Consider the following 18,710-nt stretch of genomic DNA (forward strand, 5'->3'; position numbering starts at 1 on the left):
ACCCAGGGCTTACCTGTCCAGCCCGCCCAGCGTTTCGACGACGAAGTCGATGAAGACGCGCAGCTTGGCCTGCACGTAGCGCGAGGAGGGATAGACCGCGTAGAGGGTCGTATCGTCCGGCGTCCAGTCGTCCAGCAGCGTGCACAGCCGGCCCGCCTTGAGGTCCTCGCGCACATAGATCCATGGAACGAGGCTGACGCCGAAGCCCGCCCGCAGCGCGTCGCGGACGGCAAGGCTGGAACTGACCTTGTAGCGACCATCGACCGGAACGGCGATGCTGCGCCCTTCCTTGTCGAAGGTCCATTCATCGCTGTGATCGGACAGGGTGAACTGAACGCAATTGTGCTGGCGCAGCGCGTCCGGATCTGCCGGCGCGCCGACCCGGTCGCGATAGGCCGGCGCGCAGCACAGCACATGGCGCATCGTCAGGAGCTTGCGGGCGATGAGGCTGGAGTTTTCCAGCCGGTCGCTGCCGCGAATGGCGACGTCGAACCCGTCCTCGACGATGTTGATGCGGCGGTCGTTGAGCCGAAGATCGAGGGCGATGTCGGGATAGCGCTCGAGAAAGCCGGGTATCGCCTCGGACAGGGCGATGAGGGTCACCGTGGCGGGCGCGCTGACCCGCAGAAGGCCGCGCGGCTGCTGCTGGAGGGGGCCGAGCGTCGTGTCGGCTTCGTCGAGATCGTCGAGAATGCGGGCAATGCGCCGGTGATACAGTGTGCCGGCCTCCGTCAGGCTCATGCGTCGCGTGGTGCGGTTGAGGAGGCGGACGGAGAGATGCGCCTCAAGTTCTCGTATGTTCTTGCTGACGGCCGCCGGCGACAACCGGAGCTGGCGCGCGGCCTCGGCGAAGCTGCCGAGCTCGACCACGGTTCGGAAGACGGTGAGGGCGGTCAGCCGATCCATTATTCGTTACTCACAGTCAATAGTCATTGAGCCAATGTGCATATTATCAACTGAACCGCAATGCGCTAGCTATGGTGCACCGTTGATCAAAACGGGTAACAGATCCTTACAGCGCCGCGCGTCTTTCGGACGCGCAAAGGACGCTGTAACATTTTGAAATTATGCATAATTTTCTCCTTCAATCGATTTCGATTCAAGGAATTATGCAGTAGACAGGTGCGCCGATGGCTGAGACAGAGAAAACGATGACGGGAGCCCATCTGGGCATGCTCTTATGGGCGCTGATCGTCGGCGCGTCCTTTCCGGCGGTCGGGCTGTTGAGCGACGGGTTGCCGCCGCTGCTTCTGACCGCGCTGCGCTTCGCCATCGCCGCGCTCGCCATGGTGCCGCTGCTGCGAAACGCGGCGGACTGGCGGCCAGGCCCGGCGGCGCTGCTGCTCTATTCGGTGATGGGCCTGTGCCTTGCCGGCTTCTTCGGCATCATGTTCTGGGCGGCGCACCGGGTAACGGCGCTGTCCATGTCGGCGCTGTTCGTCAGCATGCCGCTTCTGGCCTACGCGTTCGGGCGCATGCTGGGCGTGGAGCCGCGCGCAGGCAGGCTCGTGGCCATTCTGGTGTTGGGCGCGCTCGGCGCGCTGGGTCTGGCCCTGGCACAAACGGGCGGCAACATGGCCGAACTGCAGTTCGGCTGGAACGAGGCTCTGTTCTTCTTCGGCATGATCGCCTCGGCGCTTTATCCGGTGCTTTCCAAATGGGGGCTGTCGCGGGGGATGCTGTCGCGCGACGCAGCGACGCGGACCTTCTGGAGCCTGGCCGCCGGCGGCGTGCTGATCGCCCTGGCCGGCGTGCTTCTCGAACCGCTCGAAGCGATGGCGCGGATGCGGCTCGGCGATTTTCTCCTGGTGGCTTATCTCGGCGTGTTCTCAAGCGGCGTGACCTTCTGGCTGATGCAGCGCGGAACCGGCGTGCTGACGCCGGGCGCGGTGACGGCCTACAGCTATCTCGTTCCGTTCGTGTCGATGATCGTGCTGTTCGTCACAAATCCGGCAGTGATCGGCTGGCATTGGCTGCCGGGCAGCCTGGCGGTGATCGTGGCAATCCTGTTGCTGCTGCGGCGCGGGAGCCGGGAAACAGGATCGCTCGGCCGGCAGGCGGCCTGATTAAAGACGCCAAACGTTCAATCAATACTTCAGCATTCTGAAGATGCGCATCGGCTTGGCGAAAGCCGATGCCACGGGGCGGCTCGCGGCCACTCCTTCCCACTTCATCTGATCCTTGTCTTCAACCATTGGAGGAAATCATGCGTATTGCCGTGTTCGGTGCAAATGGAAACACAGGAAGCCGCGTCATCGCGGAAGGGCTGTCCCGCGGGCACGACATGACCGCCATCGTGCGCGACACCGGACGCGCGGGGCAGGTGCCATCGGGAGCGGTGCTGCAGGCCGGCGACGCGGCGCGTGTCGAGGATGTGGCGACGCTCGCCCGGGGGCAGGATGTCGTCATCGCTGCAACGCGCCCGGCGCCGGGCAAGGAGGGCGATCATGCGATCATGATGCGCGCCCTGCTGGCCGGAACGGTGCGCGCCGATGTGCGCCTGCTGGTGGTGGGCGGCGCGGCGAGCCTGATCGTCCCTGGCACTGGCGGTGTCGCGGTCATCGACGATCCGCGTTTCGTTCCGCCCGAATACCGGGCCATCGCGCAGGCATCGAACGAGCAGTTCGCCGCGTGCCTTGCCGACAAGGACGCCGACTGGACCTATCTCAGCCCACCGGCATTGCTGGAGCCGGGTGAGCGGACGGGAACATTCCGTCGCGGAACCGATGAACTCGTGGTCGACGACAATGGCCGCTCGGCGATCTCCATGGAGGATTTCGCCATCGCCCTGATTGACGAGGCGGAGCAGGCGCGCCATCGCCGCGCCCGCTTTACCGTCGGGTACTGATCGAGACGTCTGCCGTCAGGCGTTGTGGCCGCCATCAACGACCAGCGACGCGCCGGTGATGAAGCGGCCTTCGGGGCTTGCCAGATGAGCGACCATGGCGGCGATGTCCTCGGGGGCACCGAAATGGCCGACTGCCGTCTTGGCGCGCTGTTCGTTGGCTCCCTCGGCATCGGCCGGGTTCATGTCGGTGTCGGTTGAACCCGGATCGACCACATTCACCGTGATGCCGCGCGCGCCGACATCATGGGCCAATCCCTTGGTGAAGCCGATCAATGCCGATTTGCTCATGGCATACAGCGTCACGCCGCCATGCGGCACGCGCTGGGCGAAGCACGAGCCGATGGAGATGATGCGGCCGCCTTCGCCCATGTGGCGCAGGGCCGCCTGCGAGGCAACGAACACGGCTTTGACATGAATGCCGATGGTGCGGTCGATCTCGTCCATCGTCACATCCTCCGGCGGACCGGAGGGGAAGATGCCGGCATTGTTGACCAGTATGTCCATGCGGCCAAAGGCTTTGGCTGCCTGGTTGACCGCCGCCGTGACGGCGCGCGGATCGGCGCTGTCGGCCTGCAAAGCCAGGCCCTGCCTGCCTGACGCCTCGATGTCGGCGACGACAGAAGCCGCCTTGTCGGCATTTTGCGCATAGGTGATCGCCACATCGGCGCCGCGCGCGGCCAGCCGCCGGGCGATGGCCGCACCAATTCCACGGCTGCCACCGGTTACGAGAGCTGCCTTGCCTTCCAGGTCCTGCATTCTTTGTCTCCATTTATGTACCGATTGGTACGTAATTCCTAAGTGGCTTGTGGAAACGGGTCAAGCGAATTATTTACGGAGTGGTACAGAAGGTGTGTGAGATGGCGGAACGCGGCAGGCCCAGGGCCTTCGACAAGGATGCAGCACTGCACAAGGCGATGCGGGTCTTCTGGACCAGCGGCTATGAAGGCGCGTCCGTCAGCGAGCTGGCGCAGGCGATGGGCATCAACAAGCCGAGCCTGTATGCCGCCTTCGGCTGCAAGGAAGCGCTGTTCCGCGAGGCGATCGAACTCTACGAGAAAGAGGAGGGCGCGCCGGTCGGCGCGGCTCTCGAAGCCGGCCGTACGGCGCGCGGCGCCATCGAGACCGCCTTGCGCGTCAACGCCCGCTGCTACACCAATCCCGACAATCCGCGCGGCTGCATGGTGGTCGTCTCGGCGCTTGCCGGTTCGCCGGAAAACAATCCGGTCTGCAGCTTCCTGGCCGACAGCCGGCGTGAGAGCGAGGAAAGTTTTCGCCGTCGCGTGGCGCGCGGCATCGCCGAGGGCGACGTGCCGGAAAGCGCCGATGCCGGCCGGGTCGCCGCATTCTATGCCACCGTGATGAACGGACTGTCGATCCAGGCGCGCGACGGAGCGACTGTCGATGCGCTGGAGCGTGTTGTCGACAGCGCGATGGCCGCCTGGGATGCCATCGCCCGATAAAGCGCGGCCCGCATCGACCTCGCGGCGGAATTTCTCTGGCGCGGGGCTGGCGGGTTTGCAACAGTGGATCGATCTAGGAGATCGCCCATGCCCGCATCGAAGACCCTGACGCCGATGAAGCTGAAACCCTGGGACGAGGTCGCGCCGTTGCTGGTCGACGTGGCGATGGGGCGCCGGCCGGCCGATCTGGTGGTGCGCAACGGGCGTTGGGTCAATGTGCATTCGGGCGAGATCATCCCGGCGACCGACATTGCCATCGTCGCCGGGCGCTTTGCCTATTGCGGGCCGGACGCCAGCCACGCCATCGGCGAAAAGACCAAGGTGGTCGATGCCACCGGCCGCTATCTGGTGCCGGGCCTGTGCGACGCCCACATGCATGTGGAAAGCGGCATGGTGACGGTGACGGAATTCTGCCGGGCGGTGATCCCGCATGGCACGACCTCGATGTTCATCGACCCGCATGAAATCGCCAATGTGCTCGGGCTGGACGGTGTGCGGCTGATGCATGACGAGGCAATGGCGCAGCCGATCAATGTGTTCGTGCAGATGCCGTCCTGCGTGCCGTCGGCGCCGGGACTTGAGAATGCCGGCGCAGCACTTGGCGCCGACGAGGTGGCCGAGGCGATGGGCTGGCCGAACATTATCGGCCTCGGCGAGGTGATGAATTTCCCCGGCGTCGCCGGCAACGACGCGACCATGGTCGGCGCGATTGCCGCCACGCGGCGGGCCGGCAAGACGGTCGGCGGACACTATGCTTCGCCCGATCTCGGCCTGCCGTTCCACGGCTACGTGGCCGGCGGCCCCGAGGACGATCATGAGGGCACACGGATGGAGGACGCCATCGCCCGCGTGCGCCAGGGCATGAAGGCGATGCTGCGGCTCGGCTCGGCCTGGTATGACGTGGCAAGCCAGATCAAGGCCGTCACCGAACAGGGCATCGACCCGCGCAACTTCATCCTGTGCACCGACGACAGCCATTCGGGCACGCTGGTCGAGGACGGCCATATGGACCGGGTGGTGCGCCATGCGATCGCGCAAGGACTGGCGCCCGTGACGGCGATCCAGATGGCGACGATCAACACGGCCGAGCATTTTCGCCTGGAGCGTGAACTGGGTTCCATCGCGCCGGGCCGGCGGGCGGATTTCCTGGTCGTTTCCGATCTCGCACAGATGGCGATCGACGAGGTGTTTTCCAGGGGCACGCGGCTGGCCAGGGGCGGGCGGCTGGAAGCGGAAATCCCCGCCTATGATTATCCCAAGAAAGCCAAGAACACGGTGCGGCTGGGCAAGAAGCTGCAGGCGGGCGATTTCGACATTGCCGCGCCCGACGGCGCCAACCATGTCCGCGCGCGGGTCATCGGCGTGATCGAGAACCAGGCGCCGACGCGCGCGCTGGAGGCGGAACTGGCGGTCGAGGACGGCGTCGTCGCCATGGACCGGCGCAACGATGTCTGCCAGATCGCGCTGGTCGAGCGGCATCGCGGCACCGGTGCCGTCACCAACGGTTTCGTCTCGGGCTTCGGCTACATGGAGGATTGCGCGCTGGCCTCGACCGTGGCGCATGATTCGCACCACATGATCGTCGTCGGCACCAGCAAGGACGACATGGCCAGGGCCGCCAACCGGTTGGGCCAGGTGGGTGGCGGCGTGGTGCTGTTTTCGAAGGGGCGTGAGCTGGCGCTGGTGGAAATGCCGATCGCCGGGCTGATGTCGGACGAGCGGGCCGAGGCGGTGGCCGCGAAGGCGGCCAAGCTGACCGAGGCGATGCGCGCCATGGGATGCTCGCTGAACAACGCCTATATGCAGCACTCGCTGCTGGCGTTGGTGGTGATCCCGGAACTGCGCATTTCCGACATGGGCATCATCGACGTGACGACCTTCCGGAAGGTCGACCTGTTCCTGTAGGTTGCGGAGCGGTGCGCTGCCTCAGCGCCGCGGCTGCCCCGTCGCCAGCTCGATCACCTGCAGCGGCGTGGTGATGACGATGTCGGCGGCGCTGCCGACTGTCTGGCCGATGCCGCGCACCAGGCTTTCCATCCGGCCGACCATCACGTCCGGACTGCGCTCGTCGAGTTCGCCCTCGCTCGACAGGCGCTCGCCCAGGAGCCGCACCAAGACAGGATTCTCCGCGAATTTCGTGTGGTTGAGCCAATCGCCCGACGAGACGTTGGTGACATCGATGACCGTTACGCCGAGGTCGGCCAGGTCGGCGGCGTCGCGGTAATCGCCCAGGCGTGGCTGGTTGCCGGCGATGAAGCCCGACAGGGTGAGCGCGCGGTCGTTCTGCGATGTCAGGACAGCAAACGGCTTGTCGGGAACGCCATAGCGTCGCATCTGGCCCTTGAACACGTCGATGTCGATATCGGGCGAGGCCAACACCACATCGGCCAGCCGGCCGCCCAGATCGCGGTTGCCGGTTATCGCCAATTGCCTGAGCGCCTCCATGGTCACCCAACTGCCCATGGAATGGGCGACGATGTCGATGCGCTTGGCGCCCGCCCGAGCCACCATGCGCAGCGTCTCCTCAAGCGCGTCACGGGCGGTGGTGGCGCTGTTGTTGTCGTAGACATAGTCGATGGTGCGGCCGGCCGACGGCCAGGAAAAGAGGATCGGCGTGCCGCTGTACTGCGCGTCATGAAATATCTGCGCTGCGCGGTAGACGGCGGCGTCGAAGCCGGTGTTGTAGCCGTGGATGAAGACCAGGGCGCGGCCGTCATGGGCGGCAATATCCTTGGTGAGCGCCGCCTCGAACTGCTTGTCCTCGGGGTAGAGCGTTGCGCGCCGGGCGGCGAAATAGCGGGCCGGGTCTGCGACCACGGGATTGGGGGCGAGTTCCATCTTGCCGGTCTCGTGGACGGTGGGAATGGTGATCTCGACCTGCGCGAAGGCGGTCTGCCTGGCTCTCCCGCCGTCGAATATCTCCCCTGGCGCCTGGGTCGAGGCGCGGTTGGTGGCAATGAAGATGTTGTGGGTTCCGGCGATTTCGGCTTCGGTTGCCGGTGCGATGGTGCGCGCCAGAAGCCGGGCCGGGTTGGGATTGGCGCAGCCGGTGATCGTCGCGACGAGCAGCAGCGCAACACAATGGTGGAGCAAACGAAAAAACATCCGGTACCGATCCTGTCCGCCCCGATTGATCCTATGGGAAAATGCCGCGCGCGCCAGCCGGTAAAAGACGACCGCCGCCGCGGATGGCGCTATCTCTCCCAGAAAACAGGCGTGAAGATGACGAGAACCGCCAGAATTTCAAGCCTGCCCATCAGCATGGCCAGCGCCATGATCCATTTGGCGATGTCGGGCACCGGCGCGAAGGTACCGGCCGGCCCGACGATGGGGCCGAGGCCGGGGCCGACATTGGTCAGTCCGGTGAGGGCGGCCGAGATGGCGGTGACGAAATCGAGGCCCGTCGCCGCGAGCATCAAGATGATGAGCGCCCAGATGACCAGAAACGCCGACATGAACAGGACCACGGCCCGCTGCAGATCGTCCTCCACCGGCCGGTCGCCGTAGCGCACGGTGACCACCGTGCTCGGATAGACGAAGCGACGCAGGCCGTTGGCGAGCAGCTTGAACAGGATCAGGAAGCGATAGGCCTTGATGCCGCCGGTGGTCGAGCCGGAGCAGCCGCCGAGGAACATGGCGACGAAGGCCGCGGCGACGGCGAACGGGCCCCATTGCGAATAGTCGTCGCTGGCATAGCCGGTGGTGGTGATGATCGAGACGAAGTTGAATGCCGCATGGGTCAGTGCGTCGAAGAATGGCTGATCGTTGGCGACGCGCATGTAGATCGCCACGGCCAGGACGAACACCACCACATAGCCGGCGAAGACGCGGATCTGCGGATCGCGCAGCGCATCGAGACGGCCGCGCACGGCAAACAGGATCAGGATGGAGAAGGGCAGGGCGCCGATGAACATGAACAGCGTGCCGACCCAAAGGATTGCGGAATTGTCGCCGTAGTGCCCCATCGAGGCGTCGTGGGTGGAGAAGCCGGCGGTGGCGACCGTGGTCATCGCGTGGTTGAGGGCGTCGAAAGTGCGCATGCCGGCGGCAGCGTAGGCGACGGCACAAGCCAGCGTCAGCAAGGCGTAGATGCTGACCAGGCCGACCGCGAAGGTCGAGAAACGGTCGAAGGGGCGGTCTTCGATGTCGGAGGATTCGATGCGGAAATAGGACACGCCGCCGACATTCAGGAAGGGCAGGACGAACAGGCCGAGGGCGATCACGCCGAGCCCGCCGATCCATTGCAGGATAGAGCGCCATAAGAGCAGGCCGGGCGGCATGCCGTCGAGGCCGACGATCACCGTCGCGCCGGTGGCCGTCACGCCGGAGACCGATTCGAAAACAGCGTCGGAAAGGCTGAATTCGACCGAAGAGGCAATCATCGGCACGGCGCCGACGGCGCAGGCGGTCAGCCACAGCAGATTGACCACCAGGAAGCCGAAGCGCGACGAGATGACTGGCGCGCGCCCCTGGGTGGCGAGCGAGACGCCGAACGCCAGCCCGCCGGTGAACAGGGCGGAAAAGGCGAACACGCGCCAATCGTCATTGCCGTAGTAGAGATCGACGGCGGCTGGGACGAGCATGGCGGCCGAGAGGTAAATCGCGAACATCGCCGCGATGTGAAGCGCGGCGCGGATGGCTAAATACTGCAATGAGTGAAACCCCGGGTTGCTCTGTTGTGGCGTTCTTGCTCAGGCTGCCTCACATGCATATCGGGGCGAGAGTGGCGTCACGCGCCCCGATATGCAATAGCCGGTTAGAGTACCGATCGAGCACAGGCAAGGGACAGGATGGACGCACAGGGAAAAGCCGGCGGTTTCATTGCCGGGGTCGGCGAGGCGGCCGAGGCGCTGCGTGCCCTGTTCCCCGAGACGCCGCTGCAGGAGAACGATTATCTGTCGAAGAAGACAGGCGCGCGCGTGTTCCTGAAGCGCGAGGATCTGACGCCGGTGCGTTCCTACAAGTTGCGCGGCGCCTTCAACTTCTTTCGCAAGGCGGTTGCCGGCGGGGCGGGTGAAGCGAACTTCGTTTGCGCCTCGGCGGGCAACCACGCCCAGGGGTTTGCCTATGTCTGCCGACACTTCGGCCGGCGCGGCGTCGTTTTCATGCCGGTCACGACACCGCAACAGAAGATCGACAAGACGCGGATTTTTGGCGGCGTGTTCGTGGAAATCCGGCTGGTCGGCGATTTTTTCGACGATTGCTATCGTGCGGCGCACCAGTTTGCCGCCGAGAGCGGCGGCATGATGGTGCCGCCCTTCGATCACCCCGACATCATCGAGGGCCAGGCTACGGTTGCCTTCGAGATCGCCGCTCAGATGCAACGCGAAACCGATGCGAAAATTACTGAAAGCCTGATCGTCCTGCCGGTCGGCGGCGGCGGGCTTGCCTCCGGTGTCACCCGCTTCCTGCGCGACAGCGAACAGGCGGGCGAATTTGCCTTCGCCGAACCCGCCGGTGCGGCAAGCCTGCAGCAGGCGCTGGTCGAGGACCGGCCGGTGCGGCTGGCGCAAGTGGACAATTTCGTCGACGGCGCGGCGGTGGCCGAGATCGGCGCCGAGCCGTTTTCGCACCTGCAGGGTTTCGACGCGAGCGCGGTGCATCTGGTGCCGGAGAACCGGCTTTGCGCGACGATGATCGAGATGCTCAACATCGAGGGCGTGGTGCTCGAGCCGGCCGGCGCGTTGGCCATCGATGCGCTGAAGGATTTTTCGCCCGAGACGCTGGCCGGCCGCACGGTCGTGGCTGTGGTGTCGGGCGGCAATTTCGATTTCGAGCGCCTGCCGGATGTCAAGGAACGGGCGCTGCGCTTCGAGGGGCTGAAGAAATACTTCATCTTCCGCTTTCCCCAGCGCCCCGGCGCGCTGCGCGATTTCCTCGACCTGCTCGGCCCGGAAGACGACATCACGCGCTTCGAGTACCTGAAGAAGTCGGCACGCAATTTCGGTTCCGTGCTGATCGGCATCGAAACGCGCAATCGCGCCAATTTCGACGTCCTGACCGAGCGCTTCGACAAGGCCGGCTGGGCGCATCAGGACATCACCGACAACGACACCATCGCCGGACTGATCATCTGAACCACTGATCATCTGAACTCCAGTCATCTCACCCGGGGAAATGCCATGGCCAAATCCCGCTACATCATTCTGTTTCGCGGTGTCGGCGGCGCGACGCAATTGCCCGTCAAGCAATTGAAGGTCGTGCTGGGCGAGGCCGGCTTCGAGAATGTCGCGACCTACATCAACAGCGGCAACGCCGTCTTGACCTCGGCATTGGATGAAGCAGGTGTGGTGAAAACGGTCGCCGAAGCCGTGCGGCAACAGATGGGTTTCGACAAGGCCGTCATGGCGCGCAGCGCCGACGACTGGGACCGCATGATCGCCGGCAACCCGTTTGCCCAGGCCGACGACGAACCGACACAGGTCCATGTCTTCGCGCTCGACGCGGAGCCTGGAAAGCAGGCGGTCGCGGCGCTGGAGGCCAAGGCGACGGGCACGGAACGCTTCCATGTGAACGGCCGCACGCTGTATCTCCACACGCCCGACGGTATGGGAAGGTCGTCCTTCGCGCCGAAGATCGAGCCGACCCTGCAGGTGGCGATGACGGCGCGCAACTGGCGCAGCATGCTGGCGCTGCAGAGACTGGCGCGCGACGGCTGATCTGCTGCGGCGCACAATTATTTGTTTGCATTGTGAGGGCCTATGGCCCATATGGCGCATAGACGCATGGGCCGGTATTAACCGGCTTTCTTTGCAGAGACTGGTTGCGTCTGGAGCTTTCGCCGTTTGGCGGAAGCGAAGCCGGGAGTATCCCGGCGCGACAGCGCAGCCGCATGGGGCCCTTGCCCCGGCGTCTTGTCGTTCACCGAAGCAGTTATTCGACGGGTTGCGCCCCGCCGCGGATATTTTGCGGCGCGTCAAGCGCGGCCGCGTATGAAAGAAGATTGATTTGACCAACGATAACAATGCGAAACAGATAGGTTTCGCGGAACTCGGCATTTCGGGAACCTTGTTGAAGGCCACGATGGACGCTGGCTTCACCATGCCCAAGCCGATCCAGGAACAGGCGATCCCGTCCATGCTTGCGGGCAAGGATGTGCTTGGCATCGCCCAGACCGGGTCGGGCAAGACGGCGGCCTTCGCGCTGCCGATCCTTTCGAAGATCATGGCGCTCGGCACGAAGCGGGTGCGCAAAACGGCGCGGGCGCTGATTCTGTGCCCGACGCGCGAACTCGCCGTGCAGATCGACGAAGTGGTGCGCAAGCTGTCGCACCATGCGCATGTGTCGACGGCGCTGGTGCTCGGCGGCGTTTCGCGCAGCAGCCAGGTGCGCCGCGTGGCGCAGGGCGTCGACGTGGTGATCGCCACGCCAGGCCGCCTGACCGACCTGGTCAAGTCCGGCGAGCTGTCGCTGGCCGAAACCCGCTGGCTGGTGCTCGACGAGGCCGACCGCATGCTGGATATGGGCTTCATCAACGATGTGCGCCGGATCGCCCGCGCCACCCATGCCGACCGCCAGACGTCGCTGTTTTCGGCCACCATGCCGCGCGAGATCGAACAGCTTGCAGCCAGCCTGCTGAAGCAGCCGGTGCGCGTCGAGGTCGCCAAGCAGTCGACGACGGCCGTCGAGATCAATCAGCGCCTGGTGATGGCGCGCACCAAGCAGAAGCGCAAGGTTCTGTCCGACATGCTGGCCGACGAGAGCATGCGCTCGGTGATCGTTTTTGCCCGCACCAAGCATGGCGCCGATCGCGTGACGCGCGACCTGGAGCGTGATGGCTTCGAGGCGGCGGTGATTCACGGCAACAAGTCGCAAAACGCCCGCCAGAGGGCGCTCAACGGGTTCCGCGACGGCTCCGTGCGCATCCTGGTGGCGACCGATATCGCGGCGCGCGGCATCGATGTGCCTGGCATCAGCCATGTGGTGAATTTCGACCTGCCCGACCAGCCGGAGAGCTATGTGCACCGCATCGGCCGCACGGGCCGCAACGGCGCGTCGGGCGAAGCCGTGACGCTGTGCGATCCAGCCGAGAGCGACAAGCTGCGGGCGGTCGAGAAGACCATTCGCATGCGGCTGGCGGTGACGGCCGATCACACCGGCGAACCCGATCCTGCGCGCAGCGCGGCCGACGCCAATGGCGGCCCGCGGCATGCGCAGCCGAAAGCCAATAACGACGCGACACGCGGCCAGCAGAAGCGGCCGGCGCGCAAGCCTCAGCATGCCGGCGCCGGCGCTGGTGAAGGCCGCCGGTCGGACGGCAAGCCCGGTCAGCGCAAGCGCAACAATCGCGGCAGGCGTCAGGGTGCATACGCCGCTTGACGCGATTGAGGCGTTGCGGCTGGAGTTGTCCACGGTCCGGCTGGCCTAATTGTTCCTGATCCAGCGATGCGCTAGACCGGTTCAGTGTTTTATGGAAACGCTGAACCGATCTATCTCTTTGTTTTTCCGCATTTATGCAGACGTCAGGTGATTCCACCTGACTGCAAAATGCTCTAGGCACGATGATCATGCTGCGCGACGCTGGGCCGGGAGGAGGGCGCGGATACCATGGCCGGACTTGCCGCTCTGGCGATCGGATACATCCTGTCGCAATTCTACCGTTCGTTTCTGGCCGTTCTGACACCGTCCCTGACGGCGGAGCTGGGAATATCCAAAGCCGAATTGTCGATGGCGTCGGGGGCCTGGTTCATCAGCTTCGCGCTGATGCAATTCGTCGTCGGCGTGTCGCTCGACCGCTACGGGCCGCGCCGGACGGCGGCGTTTTTGCTGACCGTCTGCGGCGGTGGCGGGGCGGCGCTGTTTGCTGCAGCGCCCGACCCGATGACGATCATCGTGGCGATGACGCTCAACGGGGCCGGCTGTTCTGCCGTGCTGATGGCATCGGTCTTCATCTTCGCAAAATCCTACTCGCCGGCTCGCCTGGCGATCCTGATCTCCGGGCTGGTGGGTTTCGGCACGATGGGCAATGTCATCGGCTCGGCGCCGATGGCGGCCGCGGCGGCGGCCTTTGGCTGGCGCGGTGTCATGGCAGGATTGTCCATCTTTACCATCCTGACGGGGCTTGCCATCACGTTCCTCGTGCGCGATCCGGAGGATGCTTCGCGTGGTGGGGCCGGCGGGCAGGGGTTTGGCGGCTATCTGGAACTGATGCGGCTGCGGGTTCTGTGGCCGATCCTGCCGCTGACGGCCCTGAATTATGCGCCGGCGGCCGGCATTCGCGGGCTTTGGGCGGGGCCCTACCTGGCCGATGTCTATGGTGCGGGCGCGTTGCTGATCGGCCAGGTGACGTTGTTCATGGCGCTGGCAATGTCGGTCGGCAGTTTCCTCTACGGACCGCTCGATACGTTTTTCAGAACGCGCAAATGGGTCGCTGTCGGCGGCAATGCGGTGGGCCTGGCGGCGATCGTCTGGCTGGCGGTCTTCCCGGTAACCGGTGTCGCCGCAACCACCATTGTCCTGGTCGTCATCGGCCTGTGCGGCGCCAGCTACGGTTTGCTGATGACGCATGGCCGCGCTTTCCTGCCGGCGCATCTGACCGGGCGTGGGGTGACACTGCTCAATTTCTTCTCGGTTGGCGGGGCGGGCGTCATGCAGTTTGCCACGGGCGGGGTGGTGGCGGCGAGCGCCGTGCCGGGTCAACCGGCCATAGCCTATCAGACACTGTTCATCTTCTATGCGCTGCTGCTTGCGACAGCGGTTGCCATCTATCTGTTCTGCCGCGATGCGCCGCCTGAGATGCGGCGTGCCTAGAGCAATTCCAGGAAAAGTGGGAACCGGTTTTCCGTCTAGAATTGCTCAAGAACCATGAGATAGGGCATTTCCGTGACTCGGAGAAGAATGGAAATGCCGTAGTGTCCTGCCCCAACCAAACCGATAGGTTTGGACTGGGACAAGCAGGCCACTAAATTATTGAATCTAGGGCAACTTTGCTTCAATCGAAATGAATGCGAAGCCTTCATTTCGATTGAAGCGTTGCACTAGCAATCAGGCCTATCGCCTGGTCTTGCGTGGACCGACGGGGCGCTTGTTCCAGCCGGTCAGGCGATTCAGCACGAAGAAGACGATCGGCTTGGGAAACAGGCGCAGGAATTTGAGTGGCCAGACGAGCCGGCGCGGAAAGGTGATTTCATAACCGCCGCGCCGCAGACCGGCGGCAATGCGCCTGGAAGCCTGATCAACGGTGAGCAGGGCCGGCATGCGGAAGCTTGTCTTCTCGGTCAGCGGGGTCGCGACAAAGCCGGGGTTGATGATCTGGGCGCGGATGTTCATCTTCTCCAGATCGAAGCGCAAGCCTTCCAGCATGTTGTTCAAGGCGGCTTTGGTCGAGCCGTAGGCGGCTGCCGACGGCATGCCGAAAAAAGCCGTGACGGAACCCATGACGGCGATCTGGCCATAGCCCCTGTCGCGCATGCGGTCGGCGACCGGCACCAGGCCGTTGAGTGTGCCGAACACGTTGATCTGGTAGCTGCGCAGAAAATTGGTGGTTTCCAGCCGATCGCCGCGCACCGGCAGATAGGCGCCCGCATTGAAGACGGCGAGAACGATGGGGCCAAGGGTCTTTTCGATGGCTATGACGGTGCGCTCCATGCCGGTCTCGTTCGTCACGTCGCAGGGAAAGGTGAAGATGCGGCCCTTCATCTCCACGCTTTCCCTGGTGATGGAGCCAAGATTGTCCTCGGCGCGCGCCGTCGCCGCTACCGTGTAGCCCTGCCGGGCCAGGTGGAGCGCGAGCGCCCGCCCGATGCCCGTGCTGGCGCCGGTGATCCAGACAATTCCATCCGCCGGATTGGCCCTGTAGAGCCTCATGCCATCCCCATAAATATGCGTGTCGGTTGGCAGACTTAACGGCCGACGCCACAATTGAAAAGCGGCAAGGAACGGTGGTGTCACAGAAATCGGCGTCAGCGTGCGAAAACGGACCAGTCCCGGATCGCAAGGCGGGCGGCATGCGCTTTCCGGCAAAACGCGATGGCTTTGCGCGGTTTGCGGCATGGGCGCAAAATCCCTCCTTGCAAGCCGGCAGCGGGCTTTCTACCCTTCGCCGAAAATTGGAAGAGGTTCGTATGAAAAACTCGGTTGTCGACGCCATCGGAAACACACCGTTGATCCGCTTGAAGCGGGCTTCGGAGGAGACGGGCTGCGAGATCTACGGCAAGGCCGAATTCATGAATCCCGGCCAATCGGTGAAGGACCGTGCCGGCCTGTTCATCATCCGCGACGCGGAAAAGCGCGGCCTGCTCAAGCCGGGCGGCGTGATCGTCGAGGGTACGGCTGGCAATACGGGCATCGGCTTGACGGTGGTGGCGAAGGCGCTGGGCTATCGCACCGTCATCGTCATCCCCGACACCCAGAGCCAGGAAAAAAAGGATGCGCTGCGTGTGCTGGGAGCCGAGCTGATCGAGGTTCCGGCGGTGCCATACAAGAATCCCAACAACTATGTCAAAGTCTCCGGGCGGCTGGCCGAGCAGCTTGCCAAGAACGAGCCGAACGGTGCGATCTGGGCCAACCAGTTCGACAATGTCGCCAACCGCGACGGGCACGTCCGCACGACGGCCGAGGAAATCTGGCGGCAGACGGACGGCAAGGTCGACGGGTTCGTCTCGGCGGTCGGCACCGGCGGCACGCTGGCCGGCGTCGGCGAGGGGCTGCGTGGCAGAAGCCGGGATGTGAAGATCGCACTGGCCGACCCGATGGGGGCCGCGCTCTACAGCTTCTACACCGACGGTGTGCTCAAATCCGAGGGCAGCTCGATCACTGAAGGGATCGGCCAGGGGCGCATCACAGCCAATCTGGACGGGTTTGCGCCGGACTTTTCCTATCAGATCCCGGACGAGGAGGCGCTGCCGATCGTCTTCGACATGGTGCAGAACGAAGGGCTGTGCCTCGGCGGCTCGACGGGCGTCAACATTGCTGGCGCCATCCGCCTGGCGCGCGAATTGGGACCGGGGCATCGCATCGTGACGATCCTCTGCGACTACGGCACGCGCTACCAGTCGAAGATGTTCAATCCGGCGTTCCTGCGCGAGAAGAACCTGCCGGTGCCGGCCTGGATGGAAGAGACACCGACGATCGACATGCCGTTCGAGGCGGTCGCCTGATGGACATGCGCACCGAGATATTGTTTCGCGAAGACGCCTATCTGCGTGATGGCGCGGCGCAGGTGGTGGCGGTCAACGATCGCGGCGGAATCCTGCTCGACCGGACCGTCTTTTATGCCACGTCGGGTGGCCAGCCGGGCGATACGGGCCGGCTGACGCGGGCGGACGGCGCGGCGATCGAGATCGCCGCGACGGTAACCGGCGAAACCAAGGAGCAGATCATCCATGTGCCGACAGCCGGCCAGGCCCTGCCCGAGCCGGGTGAGACCCTGCAGATGGCGATTGACTGGGAACGGCGTTTTCGCCTGATGCGCATGCACACGGCCTGCCACCTGCTCAGCGTGATCTGTCCGTTCCCGATCACCGGGGCTTCGGTCAGCGAGGAGGATTCGCGGGTCGATTTCGACCTGCCGGACGCCGGCTTCACCAGGGAGGACGTCACCGACAAGCTGATGGAGCTCGTACGGGGCGACCATCCGATCTTCAACCGCTGGATCAGCGAGGACGATCTGGCGGCCAATCCGGGGCTGGTGAAATCGAAGAATGTGCGCCCGCCGCAAGGTGCCGGGCGCGTCCGCCTCGTGTGTATCGGCGAGGAGGCCGCCATCGACAGCCAGCCCTGCGGCGGCACGCATGTGGCGCGCACCGGCGAAGTGGGCGAGATCCACATCGGCAAGATCGAGAAGAAGGGACGGGAAAACCGCCGCTTCCGCATTCGCTTCGGACCGATGCCGACCACCTGATGAACAACGAAACGAGCGAGGGATCATGGACGACACGGGCCGGTTTACCGTTTCCGCCGACTGGCTGGAGCAGCATCTGAACGATCCGGGGCTGTCGATCGTCGATGCTTCCTGGTACCTGCCGGCCCAGGGACGCGATGCGCGCGGCGAGTATGAGGCGGGGCACCTCCCGGGCGCCGTGTTTTTCGACCAGGACGCGGTGGTCGATGTGAAATCCAGCCTGCCGCATGCGCTGCCCGACGCGCAGACCTTTGCCCGCCATGCCGGCGCGATGGGAATCACCCGCGACGACACCATCGTCGTTTATGACGGGCCGGGCCTGTTTTCCGCGCCGCGCGTCTGGTGGATGTTCCGCGTCATGGGCGCCGGCAATGTGAGGGTGCTGGAGGGCGGGCTGGATGGCTGGCGCGCCGAAGGACGGCCGTTGACGGCGACGCCGACGAAGATTGCTCCGAGCGTCTTTGACGCGGAATTCGATGAGGGGCGGGTGGCCAGCCTGGAGGCGATGCGCGGCATTGTCGCCGAGCGCGGCGTGCAGATCGCCGACGCGCGGCCGGCAGGGCGGTTTACCGGCGTGGAGCCGGAGCCGCGCGCCGGCATGCGCTCGGGCCATATGCCGGGAGCGCGCAACGTCCCGGCATCGGCATTGTCGCGCGACGGCAAGCTCTTGCCGATTGCCGAGCTGCGCGCGCTGTTTGCCGAAGCGGGCGTCGATCTGGACAAGCCCGTCGTCACCTCGTGCGGGTCGGGCGTGACGGCGGCGGTCGTCACGCTGGCGCTGGAGACGGTCGGGCACACGGACAATCGCCTTTATGACGGCTCCTGGAGCGAGTGGGGTGGCCTGGCGGATACACCGGTCGAAACCGGAAAACCGTAAGCTGACAAACGGACAACGGGCCGTTCATCATCAATTCAGCCGTTGCGCGGAAATATGCGCACTGGTTGAACTGTTGTCTTGAAAGGACGCAAAATGCTGAACCGCCGTCAAATGCTTGGAGCCGCGATCGCAGCCTGTTTCGTGCCGGGTGCGGCCGTGGCGCAGTCGGCCATGCCGTCGGCCTCGCAAATCCAGCGCCGGCTGGAAGCGGCACCGGCGCAGCGTGTCCGCCCGCAGGACCGGGTGACCGTGCGCGAATTGAAGCGCCGGCCCGAGCTGCGCCGCCGGGCACCTTCGATCGATATACAGGCGATCAATTTCGCATTCGATTCGGCCGAAATCCCCTATTCGCAGTTCCGCAAGGTCGAGCAGATCGCCAACGCGCTCAACGCGTTGCGCCGGCGGCGTCCGGGCACGCTCGTGCTGCTTGAGGGGCATACGGATGCGGTTGGGTCCTTCGGCTACAACCAGCGCCTTTCCGAGCAGCGCGCGGCCTCGTTGAAGCGGGTGCTGGCCCGTGAATTCGGCGTGCCCTCGCGGATGATGGAAACGGTCGGCTATGGCGAGGAATACCTGCTCGTGCAGACCCCCAACGAAAACTGGCAGAACCGCCGCGTGACGCTCAGGCGCATCGACGACTTCGTTCGCTGACCGCTCAGGCGCTTTCGGCGGCGGGCGCCGCTC

17 protein-coding genes are annotated in these 18,710 nt (G+C 64.7%); 12 read left to right on the forward strand and 5 right to left on the reverse strand.

The features are described 5' to 3' along the window. Nucleotides 1-9 precede the first annotated feature (9 nt). Nucleotides 10-906 (reverse strand): LysR family transcriptional regulator, encoded by an 897-nt coding sequence (locus AB843_RS09260; protein WP_048646540.1) that lies wholly within the window; start codon nt 904-906, stop codon nt 10-12. A gap of 224 nt (nt 907-1,130) precedes the next feature. Here AB843_RS09260 and AB843_RS09265 point away from each other — a divergent pair, with 224 nt between their 5' ends. Beyond that, on the forward strand, nt 1,131-2,066 hold the full coding sequence (locus AB843_RS09265; RefSeq protein ID WP_048646541.1) for a DMT family transporter: 936 nt from the start codon (nt 1,131-1,133) through the stop codon (nt 2,064-2,066). A gap of 140 nt (nt 2,067-2,206) precedes the next feature. Next, nucleotides 2,207-2,848, forward strand: coding sequence for an NAD(P)-dependent oxidoreductase (locus AB843_RS09270; protein ID WP_048646676.1), 642 nt, complete (start codon nt 2,207-2,209; stop codon nt 2,846-2,848). A 15-nt stretch (nt 2,849-2,863) separates the two neighbouring features. Here AB843_RS09270 and AB843_RS09275 read toward each other — a convergent pair whose 3' ends face one another. Further along, complete coding sequence (locus AB843_RS09275) at nt 2,864-3,604, reverse strand: SDR family NAD(P)-dependent oxidoreductase (RefSeq protein ID WP_048646542.1); 741 nt, start codon at nt 3,602-3,604, stop codon at nt 2,864-2,866. A 101-nt stretch (nt 3,605-3,705) separates the two neighbouring features. Here AB843_RS09275 and AB843_RS09280 point away from each other — a divergent pair, with 101 nt between their 5' ends. Further along, nucleotides 3,706-4,308, forward strand: coding sequence for a TetR/AcrR family transcriptional regulator (locus AB843_RS09280; protein ID WP_048646543.1), 603 nt, complete (start codon nt 3,706-3,708; stop codon nt 4,306-4,308). Between the two features lie 87 nt (nt 4,309-4,395). Then, nucleotides 4,396-6,213, forward strand: coding sequence for an adenine deaminase (ade, locus tag AB843_RS09285; RefSeq protein ID WP_048646544.1), 1,818 nt, complete (start codon nt 4,396-4,398; stop codon nt 6,211-6,213). 21 nt (nt 6,214-6,234) lie between these two features. On the opposite strand, the gene AB843_RS09290 is transcribed toward ade, so the two are convergent. Further along, nucleotides 6,235-7,413: an alpha/beta hydrolase gene (locus AB843_RS09290; protein WP_048646545.1), complete on the reverse strand. Its 1,179-nt coding sequence runs from the start codon at nt 7,411-7,413 to the stop codon at nt 6,235-6,237. An 89-nt stretch (nt 7,414-7,502) separates the two neighbouring features. Further along, a complete protein-coding gene (locus AB843_RS09295; protein ID WP_048646546.1) occupies nt 7,503-8,960 on the reverse strand; it encodes a TrkH family potassium uptake protein in 1,458 nt (485 codons plus the stop codon). Nucleotides 8,961-9,098: 138 nt separating this feature from the next. Here AB843_RS09295 and ilvA point away from each other — a divergent pair, with 138 nt between their 5' ends. The 4 genes from ilvA (at nt 9,099) to AB843_RS09315 (ending at nt 14,058) form a co-directional block, all read left to right on the forward strand. After that, nucleotides 9,099-10,385 carry a threonine ammonia-lyase IlvA gene (gene ilvA / locus AB843_RS09300; RefSeq protein WP_048646547.1) on the forward strand — a complete coding sequence of 429 codons (1,287 nt, stop codon included), beginning with the start codon at nt 9,099-9,101 and terminating at the stop codon, nt 10,383-10,385. Between the two features lie 45 nt (nt 10,386-10,430). Further along, the gene (locus AB843_RS09305; protein ID WP_048646548.1) at nt 10,431-10,967 is read left to right on the forward strand and encodes a DUF1697 domain-containing protein; all 537 of its coding nucleotides are present in this window, start codon (nt 10,431-10,433) and stop codon (nt 10,965-10,967) included. Between the two features lie 289 nt (nt 10,968-11,256). Further along, a complete protein-coding gene (locus AB843_RS09310) occupies nt 11,257-12,627 on the forward strand; it encodes a DEAD/DEAH box helicase (protein ID WP_048646549.1) in 1,371 nt (456 codons plus the stop codon). A 228-nt stretch (nt 12,628-12,855) separates the two neighbouring features. Then, the gene (locus AB843_RS09315; protein ID WP_048646550.1) at nt 12,856-14,058 is read left to right on the forward strand and encodes an MFS transporter; all 1,203 of its coding nucleotides are present in this window, start codon (nt 12,856-12,858) and stop codon (nt 14,056-14,058) included. Between the two features lie 240 nt (nt 14,059-14,298). Here AB843_RS09315 and AB843_RS09320 read toward each other — a convergent pair whose 3' ends face one another. Then, nucleotides 14,299-15,114, reverse strand: a complete 816-nt coding sequence (locus AB843_RS09320; RefSeq protein ID WP_048646551.1) for an SDR family NAD(P)-dependent oxidoreductase — start codon at nt 15,112-15,114, stop codon at nt 14,299-14,301. A gap of 257 nt (nt 15,115-15,371) precedes the next feature. On the opposite strand from AB843_RS09320, the gene AB843_RS09325 reads away from it, so the two are divergent. From AB843_RS09325 to AB843_RS09340, 4 genes are all read left to right on the forward strand, one after another. Continuing rightward, entirely contained in the window at nt 15,372-16,406 is a 1,035-nt protein-coding gene (locus AB843_RS09325) for a cysteine synthase A (RefSeq protein ID WP_048646552.1), read from the forward strand. Further along, nucleotides 16,406-17,149, forward strand: coding sequence for an alanyl-tRNA editing protein (locus AB843_RS09330; protein WP_048646553.1), 744 nt, complete (start codon nt 16,406-16,408; stop codon nt 17,147-17,149). The genes AB843_RS09325 and AB843_RS09330 overlap by 1 nt, the downstream gene beginning before the upstream one ends. Nucleotides 17,150-17,174: 25 nt before the next feature. Further along, on the forward strand, nt 17,175-18,026 hold the full coding sequence (sseA, locus tag AB843_RS09335) for a 3-mercaptopyruvate sulfurtransferase (protein WP_048646554.1): 852 nt from the start codon (nt 17,175-17,177) through the stop codon (nt 18,024-18,026). Nucleotides 18,027-18,119: 93 nt separating this feature from the next. Next, entirely contained in the window at nt 18,120-18,677 is a 558-nt protein-coding gene (locus AB843_RS09340) for an OmpA family protein (protein ID WP_048646555.1), read from the forward strand. Nucleotides 18,678-18,710 lie beyond the last annotated feature (33 nt).

This window comes from Nitratireductor soli (assembly GCF_001050155.1).
GTDB classification, from domain to species: Bacteria; Pseudomonadota; Alphaproteobacteria; order Rhizobiales; family Rhizobiaceae; genus Nitratireductor; species Nitratireductor soli.

Excerpts from the sequence above, each read along its gene's own strand:
- AB843_RS09315 (WP_048646550.1), top strand. The coding sequence starts at position 12,856 with ATGGCCGGACTTGCCGCTCTGGCGATCGGATACATCCTGTCGCAATTC.
- AB843_RS09340 (WP_048646555.1), top strand. The coding sequence starts at position 18,120 with ATGCTGAACCGCCGTCAAATGCTTGGAGCCGCGATCGCAGCCTGTTTC.
- ilvA (WP_048646547.1), top strand. The coding sequence starts at position 9,099 with ATGGACGCACAGGGAAAAGCCGGCGGTTTCATTGCCGGGGTCGGCGAG.
- AB843_RS09320 (WP_048646551.1), bottom strand. The coding sequence starts at position 15,114 with ATGAGGCTCTACAGGGCCAATCCGGCGGATGGAATTGTCTGGATCACC.
- ade (WP_048646544.1), top strand. The coding sequence starts at position 4,396 with ATGCCCGCATCGAAGACCCTGACGCCGATGAAGCTGAAACCCTGGGAC.
- AB843_RS09305 (WP_048646548.1), top strand. The coding sequence starts at position 10,431 with ATGGCCAAATCCCGCTACATCATTCTGTTTCGCGGTGTCGGCGGCGCG.
- AB843_RS09290 (WP_048646545.1), bottom strand. The coding sequence starts at position 7,413 with ATGTTTTTTCGTTTGCTCCACCATTGTGTTGCGCTGCTGCTCGTCGCG.
- AB843_RS09260 (WP_048646540.1), bottom strand. The coding sequence starts at position 906 with ATGGATCGGCTGACCGCCCTCACCGTCTTCCGAACCGTGGTCGAGCTC.
- AB843_RS09330 (WP_048646553.1), top strand. The coding sequence starts at position 16,406 with ATGGACATGCGCACCGAGATATTGTTTCGCGAAGACGCCTATCTGCGT.
- AB843_RS09280 (WP_048646543.1), top strand. The coding sequence starts at position 3,706 with ATGGCGGAACGCGGCAGGCCCAGGGCCTTCGACAAGGATGCAGCACTG.
- AB843_RS09325 (WP_048646552.1), top strand. The coding sequence starts at position 15,372 with ATGAAAAACTCGGTTGTCGACGCCATCGGAAACACACCGTTGATCCGC.
- sseA (WP_048646554.1), top strand. The coding sequence starts at position 17,175 with ATGGACGACACGGGCCGGTTTACCGTTTCCGCCGACTGGCTGGAGCAG.
- AB843_RS09270 (WP_048646676.1), top strand. The coding sequence starts at position 2,207 with ATGCGTATTGCCGTGTTCGGTGCAAATGGAAACACAGGAAGCCGCGTC.
- AB843_RS09265 (WP_048646541.1), top strand. The coding sequence starts at position 1,131 with ATGGCTGAGACAGAGAAAACGATGACGGGAGCCCATCTGGGCATGCTC.
- AB843_RS09275 (WP_048646542.1), bottom strand. The coding sequence starts at position 3,604 with ATGCAGGACCTGGAAGGCAAGGCAGCTCTCGTAACCGGTGGCAGCCGT.